We start from the raw sequence: 19,084 nt of genomic DNA, 5'->3' as shown, positions 1-19,084 counted from the left end.
CGTTCTCCGCAGTGGCTCGACAAATCGTGCGCAACAAAAAAAGGCGTCCCCGCTACGTAAGTAGCGAGGACGCCTTTGTCCTGGTCCCGTTCTCTCGGGAAGCTCGACCTTCGACGTTGAAGGTGCGGCTATATGTGTGTTGATGGGAAAGCTAATGCAGCGGTTGTGCCAAGTAGGGTTTTGGCCGGATTTGTTCAGTGTGGCAGCGATGTTTCGAGAAATTTCGCCTCTTAGTGGTGCAACAGCCAGTACAACAGCACCAGATTGATCAGCAACGACAGTACGGCCAGTGTTTGCCAGACCTTGAGCGGTTCGCGCTCCAGCAGCGGTTTTGGCCGCAGGCTCAACTCGCGGCGGTCCGCCTGCTCCAGTACCAGCAACCATTCCTCGGCGGTTTCATAACGTTGTTCAGGTTGCGCGGCGACTGCACGTTCCAGGCTCTGTTGCAGCCAGTCGGGCAGGTCGGGGCGGTAGCGGCTGGCGCTGACAGGCGTGGTGAACCTGGGCCGTTGGAAAGCTTCGATTTCGCCGTAGGGATAATGCCCGGTGAGCAGGTAATACAAGGTCACGCCGATGCTATACAAATCCTGCTGCGGGGTAGGGCGTTCGCCGTTGAAGGCTTCCGGGGCGATAAAGCTCGGTGTGCCTGGCAACAGGTGCGCGCGATCCTCGGAGAGCCCGGGGCAGTAGGCCAGGCCGAAGTCCAGCACGCGCAATTCGCCATCCTCGCCCAGCAGCAGGTTTTCCGGCTTGATGTCGCGGTGCAGGATTTGTCGGCGGTGCAGCAGCCCGACTGCGCGCAACAGGCGCTCGGCCAGGGATTGCCACTGCCCCAGGGGCAATGGGCCCTGGTGCTTGAACAGTTCGGCCAGGGTTTGCCCGGCATATTCACGCATCACGTAGTACAAATGCTGACGGCCGCTGGCCGGATGGACTTCAGGAAACGCCCGGCCGGCAACCCGGCGCAGGAACCATTCCTCTGACAGGAGTGCCTGGGCGGCGAACACGTCGTCGTCATGGCTCACCGGCAAGGTCTTTAGCAACCAGGCCTGTTGCTGGGCATCGCGCACCCGGTAGAGCAGGGATTGACGACTTTGCCCCAGCAGCGCTTCCACCTGCCAGCCTTCGAAGCGTTGGCCGGCTTTCAAGGTGGGTGGCAGTGGCCATTGCTGCAACTGCACCAGCGCATCACCCAGGGTGGCGGCGCCGAGTTGGTCGACGCGCACCAGCAGGGCGCTGGCATTGTCCTGGCTGCCCGCCAGGTGTGCGGCGTTGACCAGGGTGTTTACGGCCAGGTCCAGGTCCGACTGTTCCCGCAGGATCGCACCAATGGCGTGATCACCCAAGGTGGCCCACACGCCGTCGCTGAGCAGCAGAAAGCATTCGCCCGCCCGCAACTCGCCGTCGAGGAAATCCAGCACCAGGTGCTGATCCAGGCCCATGGCGCGCTTGAGCACATGCTGCATGCCCGGTTGTTCCCAAACGTGCTCCTCGCTGAGGCGTTGCAACTCCCCATCGAGCCAGCGATACACCCGGCAATCACCCACATGGGCCAGGGTGAAACGCTGTCCGCGAAACACCAGGGCACTGAGGGTGGTCAGCAGCGGCAGGCCGCCGCCGTTGGCCTGCAGCCAGCGATTCTGCGCCACCAGCAAGCGTTCCAACGCCTGGGCCACGCCCCAGGTTTGCGGCGTGGCGTAGTAGTCCAGGGCCAGGGCCTGCAAGGTCGAGCGCGCGGCCAGTCCGCCATCGGCGCATTGGCTGACGCCGTCGGCGATGGCACACAGATAGCCTTTGCTGGCGGCCAGTTCCGGGGCGGGAGTGACCAGGCGCAAGGCGTCCTGGTTTTCCTGCCGTGGGCCGGTGGCGCTGGCTTGGGCGAAGCTCAGTTGCAGGGTCATCAGACCCGAGCAGCCGTCACAGCAGCTGAACCCCAAGTGGTTCTCCAGCGACGCTTGACGCCGTACAGGCCAAACCAGGCCAGTACGCCCAGGCTGGCGAACAACCACAGCGCCAACTGATAGCTGCCGGTGCTTTGCTTGATCGCACCCATGCCCGCAGCCAGGGCGAAGCCGCCGATGCCGCCGGCCATGCCGATCAGGCCGGTCATTACGCCGATCTCCCGATGAAAACGCTGGGGCACCAGTTGGAATACTGCGCCGTTACCTGCACCTAAACCGAGCATGGTGCAGACGAAAAGTGCCAGGGCTGCGTAGGAACTTGGCAGGTTGAAACCCACCGCCGCGATGCAGACCGCGGCCACGCCGTACATGCCGAGCAGGGTGCGAATCCCGCCAAAACGGTCGGCCAGGGCACCGCCCAAAGGCCGCATCAGGCTGCCGCCGAACACGCAGGCGGCGGTGTAGTAACCTGCGGTGACCGGGCTCAAGCCGTATTGGTCGTTGAAGTAGCCGGGCAGGGCGCTGGCCAGGCCGATAAAGCCGCCGAAGGTCACGCTGTAGAAGAACATGAACCACCAGCTGTCGCGGTCGCCCAGGGCTTTGAAGTAGTCAGCCATGGACTTGGCTTTGGGCCGTTGCGGGGCATTGCGGGCGAGCCAGGCGAAGACGATCAGAGTCAGGATCAGCGGGATCAGCGCAAAGCCGAACACGTTGCTCCAGCCAAACGCGGCGGCCAATACGGGGGCCAGCAAGGCGGCAAACACCGTCCCGGAGTTGCCGGCACCGGCGATGCCCATGGCCTTGCCCTGGTGCTCGGCGGGGTACCACTGGGATGCCAGGGGCAGTGCGACGGCGAACGAGGCACCGGCCATGCCGAGGAACATGCCCAGCAGCAGAGCTTGTTCGTAGCTGTGGATCCCCAGTTTCCAGGCGCCGAAGAGGGCGCAGATGACAATCACCTGGCCAATCAGGCCGGCGGTCTTGGGGGAGAGTTTGTCGGCGAGCATGCCCATCAGGAAGCGCAGCACGGCGCCGGCGAGGATGGGCGTGGCGACTACCAGGCCGCGTTGTTGGGTGGTGAGGTGCAGGTCGGCGGCGATTTGCACCGCCAGGGGGCCTAACAGGTACCAGACCATGAAACTCAGGTCGAAATACAGGAACGCGGCGAACAGGGTCGGGGTATGACCGGATTTCCAGAAGCTTGATTTCATCACGCACCTCAGCGGTAAGGGGTCTTATGAGAAGGCCTGGTGATGGAGCGGCTATGGCCACCCCACCGGCCCCGGGCTATGGGGCCAAAACGAAAAAACGCCGCCACCGGGTTCGCTAGGGCAAACCGGATGTGCGACGTCTTTGTCGTGGATGGGGCAACCGCCGTTGGCTACCTGTGGGGATTCTTTAGCAAGAGGTGGGCCAACAGGGGGTGGGGGTTTTTGACTGTGTACATATCCGTTGCTGGGGTAACGGCTGCTTAGGGTTCCGCTCTTACAGCGGGTCACTTTTGGCAAACGCCCGGAATGCCGGCCCAGCCAAAAGTAACCAAAAGGTCTTTGCCCCACCACTCGGTGCCTCGCCTAGGCTCGGCATGCCCGCACTCCGGCACGGCTCCGCGGGTCGCTGCGATGGGCCATCCCTGGCCCAGCGCAGCTAAACCGGCATCCTTGCCGGTTTACCCGCTCCACCGTGCCTGCTTGCGGCCATCGTGGTTAACGGGGCCCGCAGATCAAGATCAAAAGCAGATCAAGAGCACGGCGGCCTGAAAGCCGACCTGAGTGTTAGAAGCAAGGGCAAGGGCAAGGGCCAGAGCCAGAGCCAGCTCTCACAGTTGACCGTGCCCGCTTTTGATTTTGCTGTTGCTTCACCACACTCAAGCCGGCCGGCAGGCCGCTGTGTTCTTGATCTGCTGTTGATCTTGATCTTAGGCGCCCCGTTAAACCACGCTGGCCGAACGCAGGTAGTACGGAGCGGGTAAACCGGCAGGACGCCGGTTTAGCCGCGACGGGGCAGGGACGCCCCGTCGCGGCGGCCCGCGCAGTACTACCGGAGAGAGGGCACACCGAGCCTAAGCGAGGTGCCGAGTGGTGGGGCAAGAGCGTTTTGCTTACTTTTGCGCTGTTCAAAAGTGAGCCGCTGTAAGAGCGGAACCAATAGCAGCCGTTACCGAAGAAACGGATATACACACAACAAATAAACCCTCACCCCAACAACTCACTCATAGCGATAATCTGCTCTGCCACCTGAATCAGCTTCTGCTGCCGACTCATCGCCTGACGCCGCATCAGCGTGTAGGCCTCTTCCTCATTACACCCCTTCATCTTCATCAACAGCCCCTTGGCCGTTTCGATCCGCTTACGCTCCGCCAACTGCTGATCCCGCGCCTGCAGCTGAGCGCGCATCGCCTGGTCACTCTCAAACCGTGCCATCGCCACATCCAGAATCGGCTGCAACCGCTGCGCCTGAATCCCCTCGACAATATACGCACTGACTCCAGACTTGATCGCCTGACGCATCACCCCCGGATCATGCTCATCAGTAAACATCACAATCGGCCGCGGCTGATCACGACTCACCAGCACCACCTGCTCCATCACATCGCGCCCCGGCGACTCGGTATCGATCAAAATCACATCCGGGCGCACCGCCTCAACCCGCGCCGGCAGGTCAATCGTCAGCCCCGACTCATCGATCACGTCAAACCCGGCCTCGGTCAACGCGGCCTTGAGCCGTCCAACCTTGCGCGGTGTGTCATTGATCAACAGGATTCGCAACATAAGGTCCTCCTGTCAGCGCAAGGCTTGACGGCTGGCAACGTCTGCCATGGCATGCAGGCGAAAGCTGCGGGCATACCCGACCGGGTCCGAACCATCCCACACCTTGCCGTCGATCAGTTGGCTGCTGCGCATGGCCTCGCCACCGGCAGGCACACCCACGGCGCTGGCCGCCTGGCGATAGAGGTCCAGTTGCTGCACGCGCCGGGCGACGCCGAGGTAATCCGGGTCTTCGCGCAGCAGGCCCCAGCGGCGGAACTGGGTCATGAACCACATGCCATCAGACAGGTAAGGCAGGTTGACCTCGCCGTCGCCATAAAAACGCAGGGCGTGGGGATCCTGCCAATGGTTGCCGAGGCCGTCGTCATAGTTGCCCAGCAGCCGTGGTTCGATGCAATCGAGCGGTGCGTCGAGGTATTGCGGGGCGCTCAGCAGTTGGGCAGTAGAGCGGCGGTTTTCCGCGCTTTCTTCGATAAACCGGCTGGCCTGCAGAATCGCCATCACCAGCACCCGGGCGGTATTGGGGTATTGCTCGACAAATGCCTGGGTGCAGCCGAGGACTTTTTCCGGATGGTCTGGCCAGATCGCTTGGGTGGTGGCCAGGGTGAAGCCCTGGTTTTGCTTCACCGCACTGGCGCACCAGGGCTCGCCCACGCAAAACCCGTCGATGCGCCCGGCTTGCAGGTGCGCAACCATTTGCGGCGGCGGCACCACCACACTGTCCACATCTTGCAATGGATGGATGCCCTGGCTGGCCAGCCAGTAATACAACCACATGGCGTGGGTGCCTGTGGGAAAGGTCTGGGCGAAGGTGAGTTTTGTTCGGCTTTGGTGCACGTGACGGTCCAGTGCCTCAGGACTGGTCACGCCCAGCTGTTGCAGGCCATGGGACAGGTTGATGCTCTGGCCATTCTGGTTCAGGCCCATCAGCACTGCCATGTCGGTGGGTGCCACGCCACCGATGCCCAGGTGCACGGCGTAGATCAGGCCGTACAAACTGTGGGCGGCGTCCAGTTCGCCGCTGACCAGGTTGTCCCGCAGGCTGGCCCACGACGACTGGCGCGCAAGGTTCAGCGTCAGGCCATAGGGCTGGGCGAAGCCCTGAGTGGCGGCAACCACCACCGAGGCGCAATCGCTCAGGGCCATGAAGCCCAGGTTGAGGCTGCTCTTTTCCGGGGCATCGCTGCCATTGACCCAAGCCAGGGGATCACTCATCTACAGGTACCTTTCATAAAAAAACGCCGCTCCGTCGGGCCACTCACAGGGGTGTCCCGGGGTAACGACGTCTTTGTCCTTGAACCCGTTCCGGCGTTGGCGCGGGCTGCGATAAGCAAGGCAAAGCAAGGCACATGCCACGGGCCGGGGAAGCTCGGCAGGCCGTCAGCTTCCCATCAGGATTGAAACTGGCTTGGCTCGCAGTATGGCCGCTCTTTGATCCCGGGCTTTGCAGGCATGTTCATCAACCGCCACCGTTTTACGACTGTGTTTTTCTGGCTGTTGATGCTGGGCAGTTCCTGCTTGGTCGCGCAGCCGTACCAGGCGCGTGATGAAAGCCTGCACACCTTTTTTACCGCGCTGTCCTTGCCGTTGGGGCAGCCGATCGTTGTCAGCCAGGCGGCAGCCCGCAAGCGTATCAGCGGGGCATTCGATTTCGATTCGGCCCAACCGCTCCTGGAATCGGTTGCCCAGCAGCACGGCCTGATCTGGTACAGCGACGGCCAAGTGCTTTACCTCTATGACGCCGACGAGGCGAAAAGCTCGGTGGTGACCCTGCGGCATATTTCGGTCGATATCTTGCGCGGGTTCATGCGTCGCTCGGGGCTCGACGAGGCGCATTATCCGCTGCGGGCGAGTGGGGCGCGGGTGTTCTATGTGTCCGGGCCGCCGAACTATGTCGACCATGTGCTGCGCCTCGCGCAACTGATGGACCGCCAGCGTGCGCAACTGCGCATGGGGCCGCAGCGGATCGGCGTGGTGCAGGTGCTCAACACCCACGTTGCAGACCGCGAGTACGACATGGGCGACAAAACCGTCACGGTGCCGGGCATGGCCTCGATGATCGAAAAACTGCTGGCCGTCGAGCAGGCGAGTGCATCTGCGCGGCAACCCGGATTACTGGCTGACAAGAATATCTCAGTGCTCGCGTACCCCGACACCAATAGCTTGTTGATCAAGGGCAAGCCTGCGCAGGTGAGCTTTATTGAAGGACTGGTGGCGGAACTGGACGTGCCCAAACGTGCGGTGGAGGTTTCGCTGTGGCTGGTAGATGTGGACCGTGATGAACTCAAGAAGGTGGGCGCGGCCATGCACAAGGGCGCCGACAAGCCTTCAGCAACCCGGGTCATGGCGCCCATCGAGGACGACGGTTTCATGAAGCGGATTACGGCACTGGAGCAGCGTCGGCGAGCGAAGGTCACGGCGTTGCCAGTGATTCTTACCCAGGAAAATGTACCGGCGGTTTTCAACGACAATCAAACGTTCTATCTGCCCCGGCCGGTTGAGGACAGTGATGAGTGGCAACCGGTGGTCTATGGCACACAGGTCAGCGTCCTGCCGCGCTTTGCCGAGGCGAATGAAATCGAGATGCAGCTGACTGTCGAGGATGGGCGCCAGATGGGCAAGGCTGGCAGTCGCGACAAGCGCTCGGCGGCGGTGGAGCGCTTGGGGATCAACACGGTGGTGCGTGTGGCGCCGGGCAGGCGGCTGCTAGTGGGGGATTTTCAGCGTGATACCGGCGCCGCCTTGTCTGGGCGTTACTACGGGCCCATGGCCAATAGCGTGCGGCTGTTTGTCATTCAGGCGACGGCGGTGGGCGATGCCGTGCATACGGGTGCCGAGCCTGGGCAGGCGCCGCCGTTGACACCCTCCCAGCATGAGCGAGTGAAACGAGCATTTTCCCGCGTATCAGAGGGATGAAACCTTTGGCCGGCCCCCGGAGCGGGTGGCGTCGAAAAGTCTTACGCAGCCAGTCTGAAAAATACCGTGCCTGTGGGCCTTTGCCTCTCCTATACAGAGGGTGAGCTTTTTATAGTCGCGACCTTGCAGGAGACCGTGTTGGAAATGAGGGGGAGTGGGGTGCGGAGGTGCGAATGGCTGTGGTGATTGATGGGGTAATGGCTGCCCCTATGGTCTTTGATCGCTGGACGTTGCACGGCGACGGCAGGCTGACCGGCGAAGACTCGGATATTCAACTACCGCCCAAGGAGTCGCAGGTGCTGCGCCTGTTGCTGGCGTCGGCCGGTATGCTGGTGAGCAAGGATCGCCTGCTGGAACAGGCATGGCCCCACAACGAAGCGGCGGAAGAGTCCCTGACCCGTTGCATCTGTTCGCTGCGCAAATACTTGAAGGATGGCAGGGCGCTGATCAAAACGGTGTATGGCAAGGGGTATCGCGTGACCTGTCCGGTCAAGTCGGCGAGCCACGTCTGTTCCACCTGCGGTCGTGGGCAGGCATGAGGGGCGTCTGGCGCAAGGGCGCGCTGCTGCTCTTACTCGGCTTCGGCAATGAAGCCCGGGCCTATTGCTGGGCAGAGGCGGCCAACCGATACGGTATCGAGCCGGAGCTGCTGCAGGCCATCGCCGCGGTGGAGTCGGGCTATCGTGCCGAGGCCATGAATTACGCCAACAACAATGGCACCCGTGATATCGGGCTGATGCAGATCAACAGCATTCATCTGCCACGCCTGCTCAAAGAGGGCATTACCGAGCAACGCTTGCTGGATGAGCCTTGCTTGTCCGTAGAGGTCGGCGCGTCGATCCTGGCCGACTTTGTCAAACAGTTCGGCTACAACTGGACGGCGATCGGTTCCTACAATGTGGGTGGCGGCCCAGGGCCTCAGCGTGAGGCCCTGCGCCTTCGCTACGCGCAAAAGATTTGGGTTCGCTACGAGCAACTGATGGCGAACCGCAGCTGACGATTGGACGGCACGCCTCGCATGCAGCCCGTCACCCCGGCTATAATCGCCGCCACCTTTCGCCGCCATCCGAGTCAATCCCGCCCATGTATACCCTGGCCCGCCAGCTGTTGTTCAAACTCTCTCCGGAAACCTCCCACGATCTGTCCCTGGATTTGATCGGTGCCGGTGGCCGCCTGGGGCTCAATGGTCTGGTGTGCAAGGCCCCGGCGAAAATGCCGGTGTCGGTGATGGGGCTCGATTTCCCCAACCCGGTAGGCCTGGCTGCGGGCCTGGACAAGAACGGCGCGGCCATCGACGGTTTTGCGCAGTTGGGTTTTGGTTTTGTCGAAATCGGCACCGTGACCCCACGACCGCAACCGGGCAACCCAAAGCCGCGCATCTTCCGCCTGCCGGAAGCCGAGGCGATCATCAATCGCATGGGCTTCAACAACCTGGGTGTGGATAACCTGCTGTCGCGGGTTCAGGCGGCGAAGTACAAAGGCATCCTGGGGATCAACATCGGCAAGAACTTCGACACGCCGGTGGAGCGTGCCGTGGACGACTACCTGATTTGCCTGGACAAGGTCTATGCCCACGCCAGCTATGTCACGGTCAACGTGAGCTCGCCGAACACCCCGGGCCTGCGCAGCCTGCAGTTCGGCGATTCCCTCAAGCAGTTGCTCGAAGCCTTGCGCCAGCGCCAGGAAGACCTGGCTGTGCGCCACGGCAAGCGTGTGCCTTTGGCAATCAAGATTGCCCCGGACATGAGCGACGAAGAAACCGTGCTGGTGGCCCAGGCCCTGGTGGACTCGGGCATGGATGCGGTGATTGCCACCAACACCACCCTGAGCCGTGTCGGCGTCGAAGGCCTGGCCTTTGGTGACGAGGCGGGCGGCCTGTCCGGTGCGCCGGTACGCGACCAAAGCACTCATACCGTCAAGGTGCTGGCAGCCGAGTTGGCAGGGCGCTTGCCGATCATTGCCGTGGGCGGCATCACCGAAGGCAAGCACGCGGCCGAGAAAATCGCCGCCGGCGCCAGCCTGGTGCAGTTGTATTCCGGCTTTATCTACAAGGGCCCGGCGTTGATTCGCCAGTCGGTGGACGCGATCGCGGCATTGCCACGAGGCTGACAGCAGACAATAAAGAACACGCAATAAAAAGGGCTCCTCGAAGGAGCCCCTGGGCCGAAGCCCGCCGCCCGGATGGGGCGTGCGTGGTTAAGGTGTTGCGTATTCGTGATGGTGTCGGAATTAAATGCCCTTGATTAGCCGACGGCGTGAAGTTCGTTGAGTCTGTGGATTCCCGCAGTGCCAGTCATACCGTCCCAGTTGTCGCCGCGTCCTTCTCGCCAGCCGTTGATCCAGGCTTGGCGTACCGACGGTAGAGTAAATGGGCAAAGCTCACGGGATTTGCCATGAACGCCATATTGATATCCGCGTAAAAATGCTCTTTCCAACGGATCACGCTTAAGTCTTCTCATAGGGTGTTTCCCTCACTTGTTGACTGTCTTGATATCCTTCGGCCCCGTCTGGGGCCGGGCAGAGTTTTTCTGCCGTTGGTGCGCTCGCTGCCGGCGTGGCGAGCACTGTGTCGGCGCCGTTACGACGCCAACCTGTGTTGAGTTCTAACCAATAGGTCACATGGATTCAATGATCGTTTTGTCATAAGCACGTAACGATAATGATGCTATAGCCATAAGCTGGGATGGCTTTTCGCCCCTTTTATTGGGCAAACCCAGCTATGATGTGCCCTTCAAAGAGGATGGGTTTAATCCTTTAGTGAGAATGCCCGCCTGCTGCAGTCGGTTATTATTCGACGAAGGGTCACAATGTTTCTTTTTGTTGCATCAAATACTTGAACTGCCCCGTCGATAAAGGCCGCAAAGGCCTGTAGCCCGGGTGGAACGGCACATTCGTGCCACACGAGCGCTCTTCAAGAAAAGCGCTTGATTGAAAACCGAACGCGCGATGCGTCGCCCGTTCACTTATTGCTGAAAAGCCTGGAATGCCCCATGTCGGACCGTTTTGAACTCTTCCTCACTTGCCCCAAGGGCCTCGAAGGCCTGCTGATCGAGGAAGCCGTCGGGCTTGGCCTTGAGGAAGCCCGCGAGCACACCTCGGCCGTGCGCGGCATGGCCGACATGGAGACCGCCTACCGCCTGTGCCTCTGGTCGCGCCTGGCCAACCGCGTGCTGCTGGTGCTCAAGCGCTTCCCGATGAAGGACGCCGAAGACCTCTACCACGGCGTGCTGGACATCGAGTGGGAAGACCACATGCTCGCCGACGGCACCCTGGCCGTTGAATTCAGCGGCCATGGCTCGGGCATCGACAACACCCACTTCGGCGCGCTGAAGGTCAAGGATGCGATTGTCGACAAGCTGCGCACCCCGACCGGCGAACGTCCGTCCATCGACAAGATCAACCCGGACCTGCGCATTCACCTGCGCCTGGACCGTGGCGAAGCGATCCTTTCCCTCGACCTGTCCGGCCACAGCCTGCACCAGCGCGGTTACCGCCTGCAGCAGGGCGCCGCACCGTTGAAAGAGAACCTGGCGGCAGCAATCCTGATTCGCTCCGGCTGGCCGCGCATCGCTGCCGAAGGCGGCGCGCTGACTGACCCGATGTGCGGCGTCGGTACCTTCCTGGTAGAAGGCGCGATGATCGCCGCCGACATGGCCCCCAACCTGAACCGCGAGCTGTGGGGTTTCACCGCCTGGCTCGGCCACGTTCCGGCGATGTGGAAGAAACTTCACACAGAGGCCAGCGAACGTGCTGCCATCGGCATGGCCAAGCCACCGCTGTGGGTCCGTGGTTACGAAGCGGACCCGCGCCTGATCCAGCCGGCCCGTAACAACATCGAACGCGCAGGCCTGAGCCACTGGATCAAGATCTACCAGGGCGAAGTCGGTACCTTCGAGCCGCGCCCGGACCAGAACCAGAAAGGCCTGGTGATCTGCAACCCGCCTTATGGCGAGCGTCTGGGTGACGAAGCCAGCCTGTTGTACCTCTACCAAAACCTCGGCGAGCGTCTGCGTCAGGCCTGCCTGGGCTGGGAAGCGGCGGTGTTCACCGGCGCCCCGGACCTGGGCAAGCGCATGGGTATCCGCAGCCACAAACAGTATTCGTTCTGGAACGGCGCCTTGCCGTGCAAATTGCTGCTGATCAAGGTCACCCCGGACCAGTTCGTCACCGGCGAGCGTCGCACCCCGGAGCAACGCCAGGCCGAACGCGAGCAAGCTGCCTACGACCAGGCGCCGACCGAGCCGCAAGAGCGCCAGTACAACAAAAACGGTAACCCGATCAAACCTGCGCCGGCCCCGGTGGTCGAGCAGGCGCGCTTGAGCGAAGGCGGGCAGATGTTTGCCAACCGACTGCAAAAGAACCTGAAGCTGCTGGGCAAGTGGGCCAAGCGCGAAGGCGTCGATTGCTACCGTGTGTACGATGCCGACATGCCGGAATACTCCATGGCCATCGACCTGTACCACGACTGGGTCCACGTCCAGGAATACGTGGCGCCCAAGTCCATCGACCCGGAAAAAGCCTCGGCACGCATGTTCGATGCCCTGGCGGCCATCCCCCAAGCGCTGGGTATCGACAAGAACCGCGTGGTGGTCAAGCGACGCGAGCGCCAGAGCGGCACCAAGCAGTACGAGCGCCAGAGCGCCCAGGGCAAGTTCACCGAGGTCAGCGAAGGCGGCGTCAAGTTGTTGGTCAACCTGACCGATTACCTGGACACCGGCCTGTTCCTCGACCACCGCCCAATGCGCATGCGCATCCAGAAAGAGGCAGCCGGAAAGCGCTTCCTCAACCTGTATTGCTACACCGCCACGGCCAGTGTGCACGCCGCCAAGGGTGGCGCGCGCAGCACCACCAGCGTCGACCTGTCGAAAACCTACCTGGACTGGGCGCGCCGCAACTTCTCGCTTAACGGTTTCTCTGACAAGAACCGCCTGGAGCAGGGCGACGTAATGGCGTGGCTGGAAGCCAGTCGTGATGAGTTCGACATGATCTTCATCGACCCGCCAACCTTCTCCAACTCAAAGCGCATGGAAGGTATTTTCGACGTGCAACGTGACCACGTGCAGTTGCTGGACCTGGCCATGGCACGCCTGGCACCGGGCGGTGTGTTGTACTTCTCGAACAACTTCCGCAAGTTCCAGCTGGAAGACAACCTCGTCGAGCGTTATGCCGTCGAGGAGATCAGTGACAAGACCATCGACCCGGATTTTGCGCGCAACGCCAAGATCCATCGGGCGTGGAAAATCACCGCTCGCTGATCGCACCCTTCTAAAGCCGCAAGCCTGGATTATTCCGGCCTTGCGGCTTTTTTGCGCTGGTCAAACGTAAGTCCTGTGGCTATAACTTAAGGCCTGGCCAAAGTGACGCACCCGCACGCTGGCGTTCCGAGTCTTGTCTATGCCGCTGCATGCCGTCCGCCCGAAAATCCTAGGCTTTATCAATGAGCAGGTGTCGGCGTGGCTGGTGGCGGTGGTAGTGTTTCTGGTTGGTATCGCACTGACGATCATCGTCACCTGGGCCGCCTCCGATCTCTACCAGCAGCAGTTGCGCCAGCGCTTTGAGTTACTGGTCAACGAGCGTTACAGCCGCCTCCAGGAACGTTTCGAAGACCAGGAACAACGCCTGGGCAGCCTGCGACGGTTCTTCGTCAATTCCAATACGGTCTCTCGCGAAGAGTTCGACGGTTTCGCGCAGCCCCTGTTGTTGCGTGCCCGCGCGTATGCCTGGGCGCCCCGTGTTTTGCGTGGCCAGCGCAGCGCGTTTGAGCAGGAGATCACGGCTGAGCGCGGCGCGAGTTTCTCCATTCGCGAATTGAACGCTGCAGGCGAATTGACCCCGGCCACTGATCGCGATGAGTATGTGCCGGTGCTCTACAGCCAGACCCAGAGCCTGCTCGGCTCGCCATTGGGTTTTGACCTGTTGGCCCAACCCCTGCGGCGTTCGGCGGTGGAGCGTGCGCAACAGTCCGGGAAAATGGCGGTGTCCCAGCCCATGCAACTGGTGGGTGTGGAGCCTGCCTACGCCATGGGCGTGCTGCTGGTGGCGCCGGTCAGCCGGGCACGGACGACACAAGCGCCCATCAGTGAACCTTACGGCTACGTGATGGCGGTGATCAGCATGCGCCAGCTGGTGGCCGATGGCTTGCCCAAGGCTGCTCGGGACAACCTGGTGATGCAGATCGTCGACACCTCCGACGCAGAAAAACGGGTGCTGTTTGAATCCAATAACGCCCTGGCAGACAGCGACCTGATGGCCGCACGCCGGCTGACGCTGGGTGACCACATCTACACCTTGAACCTGCGCCCCAGCCAGGTGTTCCAGCAGGGCAATCGTTCTTCGCTGTTCAGTATCCTGGTCATGGGCAGCCTGCTGAGCCTGCTGCTCAGTGCGTTGCTCTATGTGTTGGTCAGCCAGCGCCAACGCGCATTGAAGCTGGTAGAACAGCGCACCGCCCAATTGCGTCAGCGTGAACAGGAACTGCGGGGCACCCACGGTCAACTGCGCAGTGTGCTCAATGCGGCAACCCAAGTGGCGATCATTGCCACCGACCTGCGCGGTGTGATCACCACCTTCAACGCCGGCGCCGAGCAGATGCTGGGCTTTGAGGCGGATGAGGTATTGGGCCACCTGACCCTCGAGAGCCTGCACCTAGCACCCGAGCTGGAAGCCCGTGCTGTTCAGTTGAGCGCGGCACTGGGCAAGCGCATCGCGCCAGGCCAGGCGATGCTGGTGGACGGCGCCGATGCGGAGCATGAGGCCAGCGAGTGGACGCTGGTGCGCAAGGACGGGAGCCAACTGACGGTGAACATGCTCGCCACCGTGTTGCTGGATGAGCATGGCCTGTGGGTCGGGTACCTGGCGATCTGCCTGGATGTCACCGAGCAAAAGCGCGCCTATGAGGCACTGGCTGCGCGAGACCGCCTGCTGAAGAAACTGAGTGCCCACGTGCCCGGCGGTATTTTCCAGTTCATCCTGGAGCCGAACGGCATCTCGCGTTTCCTTTATGCCAGTGACGGTATTCGCGATATCTACGAAATCGAGCCGGGGCTGTTGCAGCAGGATGCGAGAAAGGTGTTTGAGCGTATTCATCCCCAGGACGTCGAACGGGTACGCGAGTCCATTCGCTTGTCTACCCTGCAACTGAGCCATTGGCGTGAAGAGTACCGGGTGCAATTGCCCCTGCGAGGGCTGCGCTGGGTTCGCGGTGAAGCGACACCGGAAGAGCTGCCCGGCGGAGGTACGTTATGGCATGGCTATGTATCGGATATTTCCGATCTCAAGCGGGTGGAGGAAGAGCTACGGGCGTTGTCAATTACCGACTCGCTGACGGGCATTCATAACCGGCGCTACTTCCAGGACCGCCTGAAAGCCGAGATGGTCCGGGTAAAGCGCGCCTCGGGGTCGTTGTCGGTGATCATGCTTGACATCGACCACTTCAAGCGTATCAACGACCAGCACGGCCATGCAGTGGGCGATGAAGTGCTCAAGGAGTTGTGCCGGCGCATCGGCCAGCGGTTGCGGCGCACGGATGTGTTTTGCCGGCTGGGGGGCGAGGAGTTCGTGGTGCTGTGCCCCAATACCGACGGCAGCCAGGCCTTCAGTGTTGCGCTGGAGTTGTGGCAAGCGTTGCGCGGTGCGCCGATGGAAGGTGTCGGTACCGTGACCGCCAGTTTTGGGGTGGCCAGTTGGCGAGTCGAGGAGGGCGTTGACGGCTTGTTGCTGCGGGCGGATTCGGGGGTGTATGCGGCGAAGCAGGCGGGCAGGGATAGAGTTGAGGCAGAGCGGGCGCTTGCTTGAAGTGCCCGGCTATTCAAGTGGATAGACATCAGTGTGGGAGCTGTCGAGCTTTAGCGAGGCTGCGATAGGATCACCGCGGTGTACCTGATGCACCGCGGCGCCTGCATCGCAGCCTCGCTAAAGCTCGACAGCTCCCACATTTGATCTTCGGTGACCGTTATAGAACCGGCGCAGCGGCCGCCAGCTTCGGCTGGCGATACAGGTCCAGCAGCACCTGGTCCAGCACCGAAGAAGCGCCCCACGGTTTTGTATCGTTGAGAATCGCCACCACCGCCCAGGTATTGCCGTTGTTGTCGCGGCTGAACCCGGCAATTGCCCGCACGGTGTTCAGGGTGCCGGTCTTGACGTGGGCTTCACCGCGCATGGCGGTGGTCTTCAGGCGTTTACGCATAGTGCCGTCGGTGCCGGCAATCGGCAGCGAGCTGATGTATTCCGCCGCGTACGGGCTTCTCCACGCGGCTTGCAGCATGGTCGCCATCTCGCGGGCGCTGACCCGTTCGGCACGGGACAGGCCCGAACCGTTCTCCATCACCAGGTGCGGCGCGGTGATGCCTTTTTTCGCCAGCCACTGGCGCACCACGCGCTGGGCTGCCTTGGCGTCGTCGCCGTCGGCATCGGTGCGGAACTGCGCGCCCAGGCTCAGGAACAACTGCTGGGCCATGGTGTTGTTACTGTATTTGTTGATGTCGCGGATGATTTCCGCCAGGTCCGGCGAGAACGCCCGGGCCAGCACTTTGGCATTCTTCGGCACCGGCGCCTGGATATCGCGGCCCTGAATGCTGCCGCCCAGTTCCTTCCAGATCGCCCGAACGGCGCCGGCGGTGTAGGTGGCGTGGTCCAGCAATGACAGATAGGTCTGCGAGCTGCAGCCATCCGCCAATTGGCCGCTGACGGTCACGGTGACGCTGCCATCGGTGGCGGTCATCGGGCTGTAGCGCACATCGCCGGTGCATTGCTTGGCGTTGGAGACCTTGACCTGGTTGTCGATGCGAATGCTCGCAATCGGCGGCTCGACCGACACCAGCACCTTGCCCGAATCATTGCGGGTGACGAAGCGCAGCGCCTTGAGGTTGACCATCAGGGCATCGGGCTTGACCAGGAATGGCTTGTTCTCGTCGTTGCCGTCGTCATTGAACTCCGGCAGTTGCGGCGGGATGAAGAAGCCGCGGTCCAGTACCAGGTCGCCGGTCACTTGCTGCACGCCGTTGGCCCGCAGGTCGCGCATCAGCAGCCAGAGTTTCTCCATGTTCAGCTTGGGGTCGCCGCCGCCCTTGAGGTACAGGTTACCGTTCAGGATGCCGCCGCTCAGGGTGCCGTCGGTGTAGAACTCGGTCTTCCACTGGTGGTTGGGGCCGAGCATTTCCAGGGCTGCGTAGGTGGTGACCAGCTTCATGGTAGAGGCAGGGTTCACCGATACGTCGGCGTTGAATACGGTAGGGGTGCCCGGGCCATTGAGGGGAATCATCACCAGGGACAAGGCGTTGTTTTGCAGCTTGGCTTTCTGGAGGGCTTCCTGGACTTTGGGCGGCAGGGAAGTGTTGATCGGGGCGGCAGTAACGGAAAAGGTCAGGGGTAGAAGAAAACTGGCCAGTAACAGTGGACGCAAAGATTTGATCATAAGAATTAAAACCCTACTGCTGAGGGGGTAAAAAACGTGAGGGGTATGTACGAAAAATCCCTCAATGGTCATGAAAGTGTCGGCATTATGCCCCAAGGCAGTCGCACTTGTGCCTGAACGATAGCTGCTATTCGCGGTTTTTTTTACTGGCACTCTGCCGCTCGTCCCAGAGAATCGGGCAAAAGCCTGCTTAAACTGCTAAAGTGCGGCCCGTTATTACTTAAGAGGATTGTTCCAATGGCGACTAACCGTTCCCGGCGTCTGCGCAAAAAACTGTGCGTTGATGAATTTCAAGAGCTGGGTTTCGAACTGAACCTGGACTTCAAAGAAGGTTTGGACGATGAAGCGGTTGACGCTTTCCTCGAAGCATTCCTGACTGAAGCGATGGACGGCAACGGCCTGGACTACGTCGGCGGTGATGACTTCGGTCTGGTTTGCAAAGCCACCCGTGGTTCGGTCAACGAAGAGCAGCGTGCCGCTGTTGAAGCGTGGCTGAAGGCTCGTCCAGAGCTGACCCGCGTTGAAGTCAGCGCCCTGTTGGACGCTTGGCATCCAGAAAAGCCGATCAACCCGGCAGTCTGATGTCATGAAAAAGCGACCCGCCCGGGTCGCTTTTTCGTTACCGGGTCCTAAAGAATCAGGCCTTGCGCCAGTTCAGAATCACCAGCGTCAACACCCCCGCGACAATCCCCCAGAACGCCGAACCGATGGAAAACAACGTCAACCCTGACGCGGTGACCATAAAGGTGATCAGCGCTGCTTCCCGCTCCCTTGGCTCATTCATGGCGATGCTCAGGCCATTGATGATCGAGCCAAACAACGCCAGTGCCGCAATCGACAGCACCAGTTCCTTGGGCAGGGCTGCGAACAGCGCGGCCAGCGTCGCGCCAAACACCCCGGCAACCCCGTAGAAAATCCCGCACCAGACCGCGGCGGTATAGCGCTTGTTGCGATCCTCATGGGCGTGGGGCCCGGTGCAGATCGCCGCACTGATGGCCGCCAGGTTGATGCCATGGGAGCCAAACGGCGCCAGCACCAGTGAGGCCAGGCCGGTGGTGGTGATCAAGGGTGAAGCCGGCACGTTATAGCCATCGGCTCGCAACACCGCGACCCCGGGCATGTTTTGCGAGGTCATGGCCACCACGAACAGCGGGATGCCGATGCTGATGGTCGCGGCCAGGGAGAAGTGCGGCGTGGTCCACACCGGCGTTGCCACTTCGAGGTGGAAACCGCTGAAGTCCAGCAGCCCCATCAGGCCGGACAACGCAGTGCCGATCAGCAATGCCGCGAGCACCGCATAACGCGGCGACAGGCGCTTGATGATCAGGTAAGTGAAGAACATCCCCAACACCAGCCCGGTACGGTGCTGCGCGGCGACGAAAATCTCGCTGCCGATCTTGAACAGAATCCCCGCCAGCAAGGCGGCTGCCAGGGAAGCCGGGATGCGCTTGACGAGTTTTTCGAAGCTACCGGTCAGCCCGCAGATCGTCACCAGCACCGCGCAGGTGATATAGGCGCCAATGGCCTCGCCGTAACTCACGCCACCCAGGCTGGTGATCAACAGCGCCGCGCCCGGTGTGGACCAGGCAATGGTGATCGGCGTGCGATAGCGCAGGGACAAGCCAATGCTGCACACCGACATGCCGATGGAGATCGCCCAGATCCACGAGGAAATCTGCGCTGTAGTCAGGCCGGCGGCCTGGCCTGCCTGAAACATCAGTACCAGGGAGCTGGTGTAGCCGGTCATCATGGCAATGAAACCGGCGACGATGGCCGAAGGCGAAGTGTCGGCCAGTGGGCGTAATCGCGCTTGGGGGAGGTCGGACATTGGGGCGGTGTTCCTTTTACCGGGCTGTTTTTGCAGGAGGGAGCTTGCTCGCGAAGGTCGTTAACGATGACGCTGGTTTGCTGACACCCAACGGCGCCCTCAGGTTTTTCGCGAGCAAGCTCGCTCCTACAAAGGAGAAAATGTGGAATCAAGCCTAAACTCAAACGTAATGATTCATTGCAATACAGCCGGCGGCGCAAACAGCCGTACAGTGTGTTGGCGCAGTGGGTTGTGTACAATGTGCGCTGATTTTACGCGA

General features: G+C 61.4%; 14 protein-coding genes. 7 read left to right on the top strand and 7 right to left on the bottom strand.

Annotated elements, in window-relative coordinates; all coding sequences use genetic code 11:
* Nucleotides 1-230: 230 nt before the first annotated feature.
* From CEC48_RS15735 to CEC48_RS15715, 4 genes are all read right to left on the bottom strand, one after another.
* Entirely contained in the window at nt 231-1,901 is a 1,671-nt protein-coding gene (locus CEC48_RS15735; protein ID WP_088424573.1) for a bifunctional protein-serine/threonine kinase/phosphatase, read from the bottom strand.
* A complete protein-coding gene (locus CEC48_RS15730) occupies nt 1,901-3,112 on the bottom strand; it encodes a NarK/NasA family nitrate transporter (RefSeq protein WP_088424572.1) in 1,212 nt (403 codons plus the stop codon). Before CEC48_RS15730 ends, CEC48_RS15735 begins: the two co-directional genes overlap by 1 nt.
* A 984-nt stretch (nt 3,113-4,096) precedes the next feature.
* Nucleotides 4,097-4,672 carry an ANTAR domain-containing response regulator gene (locus tag CEC48_RS15720; RefSeq protein ID WP_088424570.1) on the bottom strand — a complete coding sequence of 192 codons (576 nt, stop codon included), beginning with the start codon at nt 4,670-4,672 and terminating at the stop codon, nt 4,097-4,099.
* A gap of 12 nt (nt 4,673-4,684) precedes the next feature.
* The gene (locus CEC48_RS15715) at nt 4,685-5,884 is read right to left on the bottom strand and encodes a CmpA/NrtA family ABC transporter substrate-binding protein (protein ID WP_088424569.1); all 1,200 of its coding nucleotides are present in this window, start codon (nt 5,882-5,884) and stop codon (nt 4,685-4,687) included.
* Between the two features lie 237 nt (nt 5,885-6,121).
* Here CEC48_RS15715 and sctC point away from each other — a divergent pair, with 237 nt between their 5' ends.
* The 4 genes from sctC to CEC48_RS15695 all read left to right on the top strand — a co-directional run bounded on the left by sctC (nt 6,122) and on the right by CEC48_RS15695 (nt 9,694).
* Entirely contained in the window at nt 6,122-7,585 is a 1,464-nt protein-coding gene (sctC, locus tag CEC48_RS15710) for a type III secretion system outer membrane ring subunit SctC (protein WP_088424593.1), read from the top strand.
* Between the two features lie 173 nt (nt 7,586-7,758).
* Nucleotides 7,759-8,124, top strand: a complete 366-nt coding sequence (locus CEC48_RS15705) for a winged helix-turn-helix domain-containing protein (protein WP_088424568.1) — start codon at nt 7,759-7,761, stop codon at nt 8,122-8,124.
* Nucleotides 8,121-8,582 carry a transglycosylase SLT domain-containing protein gene (locus tag CEC48_RS15700; protein ID WP_088424567.1) on the top strand — a complete coding sequence of 154 codons (462 nt, stop codon included), beginning with the start codon at nt 8,121-8,123 and terminating at the stop codon, nt 8,580-8,582. The genes CEC48_RS15705 and CEC48_RS15700 overlap by 4 nt, the downstream gene beginning before the upstream one ends.
* 86 nt (nt 8,583-8,668) lie before the next feature.
* A complete protein-coding gene (locus CEC48_RS15695) occupies nt 8,669-9,694 on the top strand; it encodes a quinone-dependent dihydroorotate dehydrogenase (protein ID WP_088424566.1) in 1,026 nt (341 codons plus the stop codon).
* A 134-nt stretch (nt 9,695-9,828) separates the two neighbouring features.
* Here the strand turns inward: CEC48_RS15695 and rmf are convergent, their stop codons facing one another.
* Nucleotides 9,829-10,044: a ribosome modulation factor gene (gene rmf, locus CEC48_RS15690; RefSeq protein WP_002553055.1), complete on the bottom strand. Its 216-nt coding sequence runs from the start codon at nt 10,042-10,044 to the stop codon at nt 9,829-9,831.
* A 531-nt stretch (nt 10,045-10,575) separates the two neighbouring features.
* On the opposite strand from rmf, the gene rlmKL reads away from it, so the two are divergent.
* Both rlmKL and CEC48_RS15675 read left to right on the top strand, forming a co-directional pair.
* The gene (gene rlmKL, locus CEC48_RS15680) at nt 10,576-12,840 is read left to right on the top strand and encodes a bifunctional 23S rRNA (guanine(2069)-N(7))-methyltransferase RlmK/23S rRNA (guanine(2445)-N(2))-methyltransferase RlmL (protein WP_088424565.1); all 2,265 of its coding nucleotides are present in this window, start codon (nt 10,576-10,578) and stop codon (nt 12,838-12,840) included.
* Between the two features lie 139 nt (nt 12,841-12,979).
* Nucleotides 12,980-15,379, top strand: coding sequence for a diguanylate cyclase (locus tag CEC48_RS15675; protein ID WP_088424564.1), 2,400 nt, complete (start codon nt 12,980-12,982; stop codon nt 15,377-15,379).
* 157 nt (nt 15,380-15,536) lie between these two features.
* Here the strand turns inward: CEC48_RS15675 and dacB are convergent, their stop codons facing one another.
* Nucleotides 15,537-16,997: a D-alanyl-D-alanine carboxypeptidase/D-alanyl-D-alanine-endopeptidase gene (gene dacB, locus CEC48_RS15670; protein ID WP_088424563.1), complete on the bottom strand. Its 1,461-nt coding sequence runs from the start codon at nt 16,995-16,997 to the stop codon at nt 15,537-15,539.
* Between the two features lie 237 nt (nt 16,998-17,234).
* Here dacB and CEC48_RS15665 point away from each other — a divergent pair, with 237 nt between their 5' ends.
* Complete coding sequence (locus CEC48_RS15665) at nt 17,235-17,579, top strand: YggL family protein (protein WP_003219101.1); 345 nt, start codon at nt 17,235-17,237, stop codon at nt 17,577-17,579.
* Nucleotides 17,580-17,634: 55 nt separating this feature from the next.
* Here the strand turns inward: CEC48_RS15665 and CEC48_RS15660 are convergent, their stop codons facing one another.
* Nucleotides 17,635-18,825: a benzoate/H(+) symporter BenE family transporter gene (locus CEC48_RS15660; RefSeq protein WP_088424562.1), complete on the bottom strand. Its 1,191-nt coding sequence runs from the start codon at nt 18,823-18,825 to the stop codon at nt 17,635-17,637.
* Nucleotides 18,826-19,084 lie beyond the last annotated feature (259 nt).

It is taken from the genome of Pseudomonas sp. K2I15, assembly GCF_002204795.1.
Lineage (GTDB): Bacteria > Pseudomonadota > Gammaproteobacteria > Pseudomonadales > Pseudomonadaceae > Aquipseudomonas.
The sequence above is the reverse complement of the archived record's forward strand: the minus strand, read 5'-3'. Positions and strand labels throughout refer to the sequence as shown.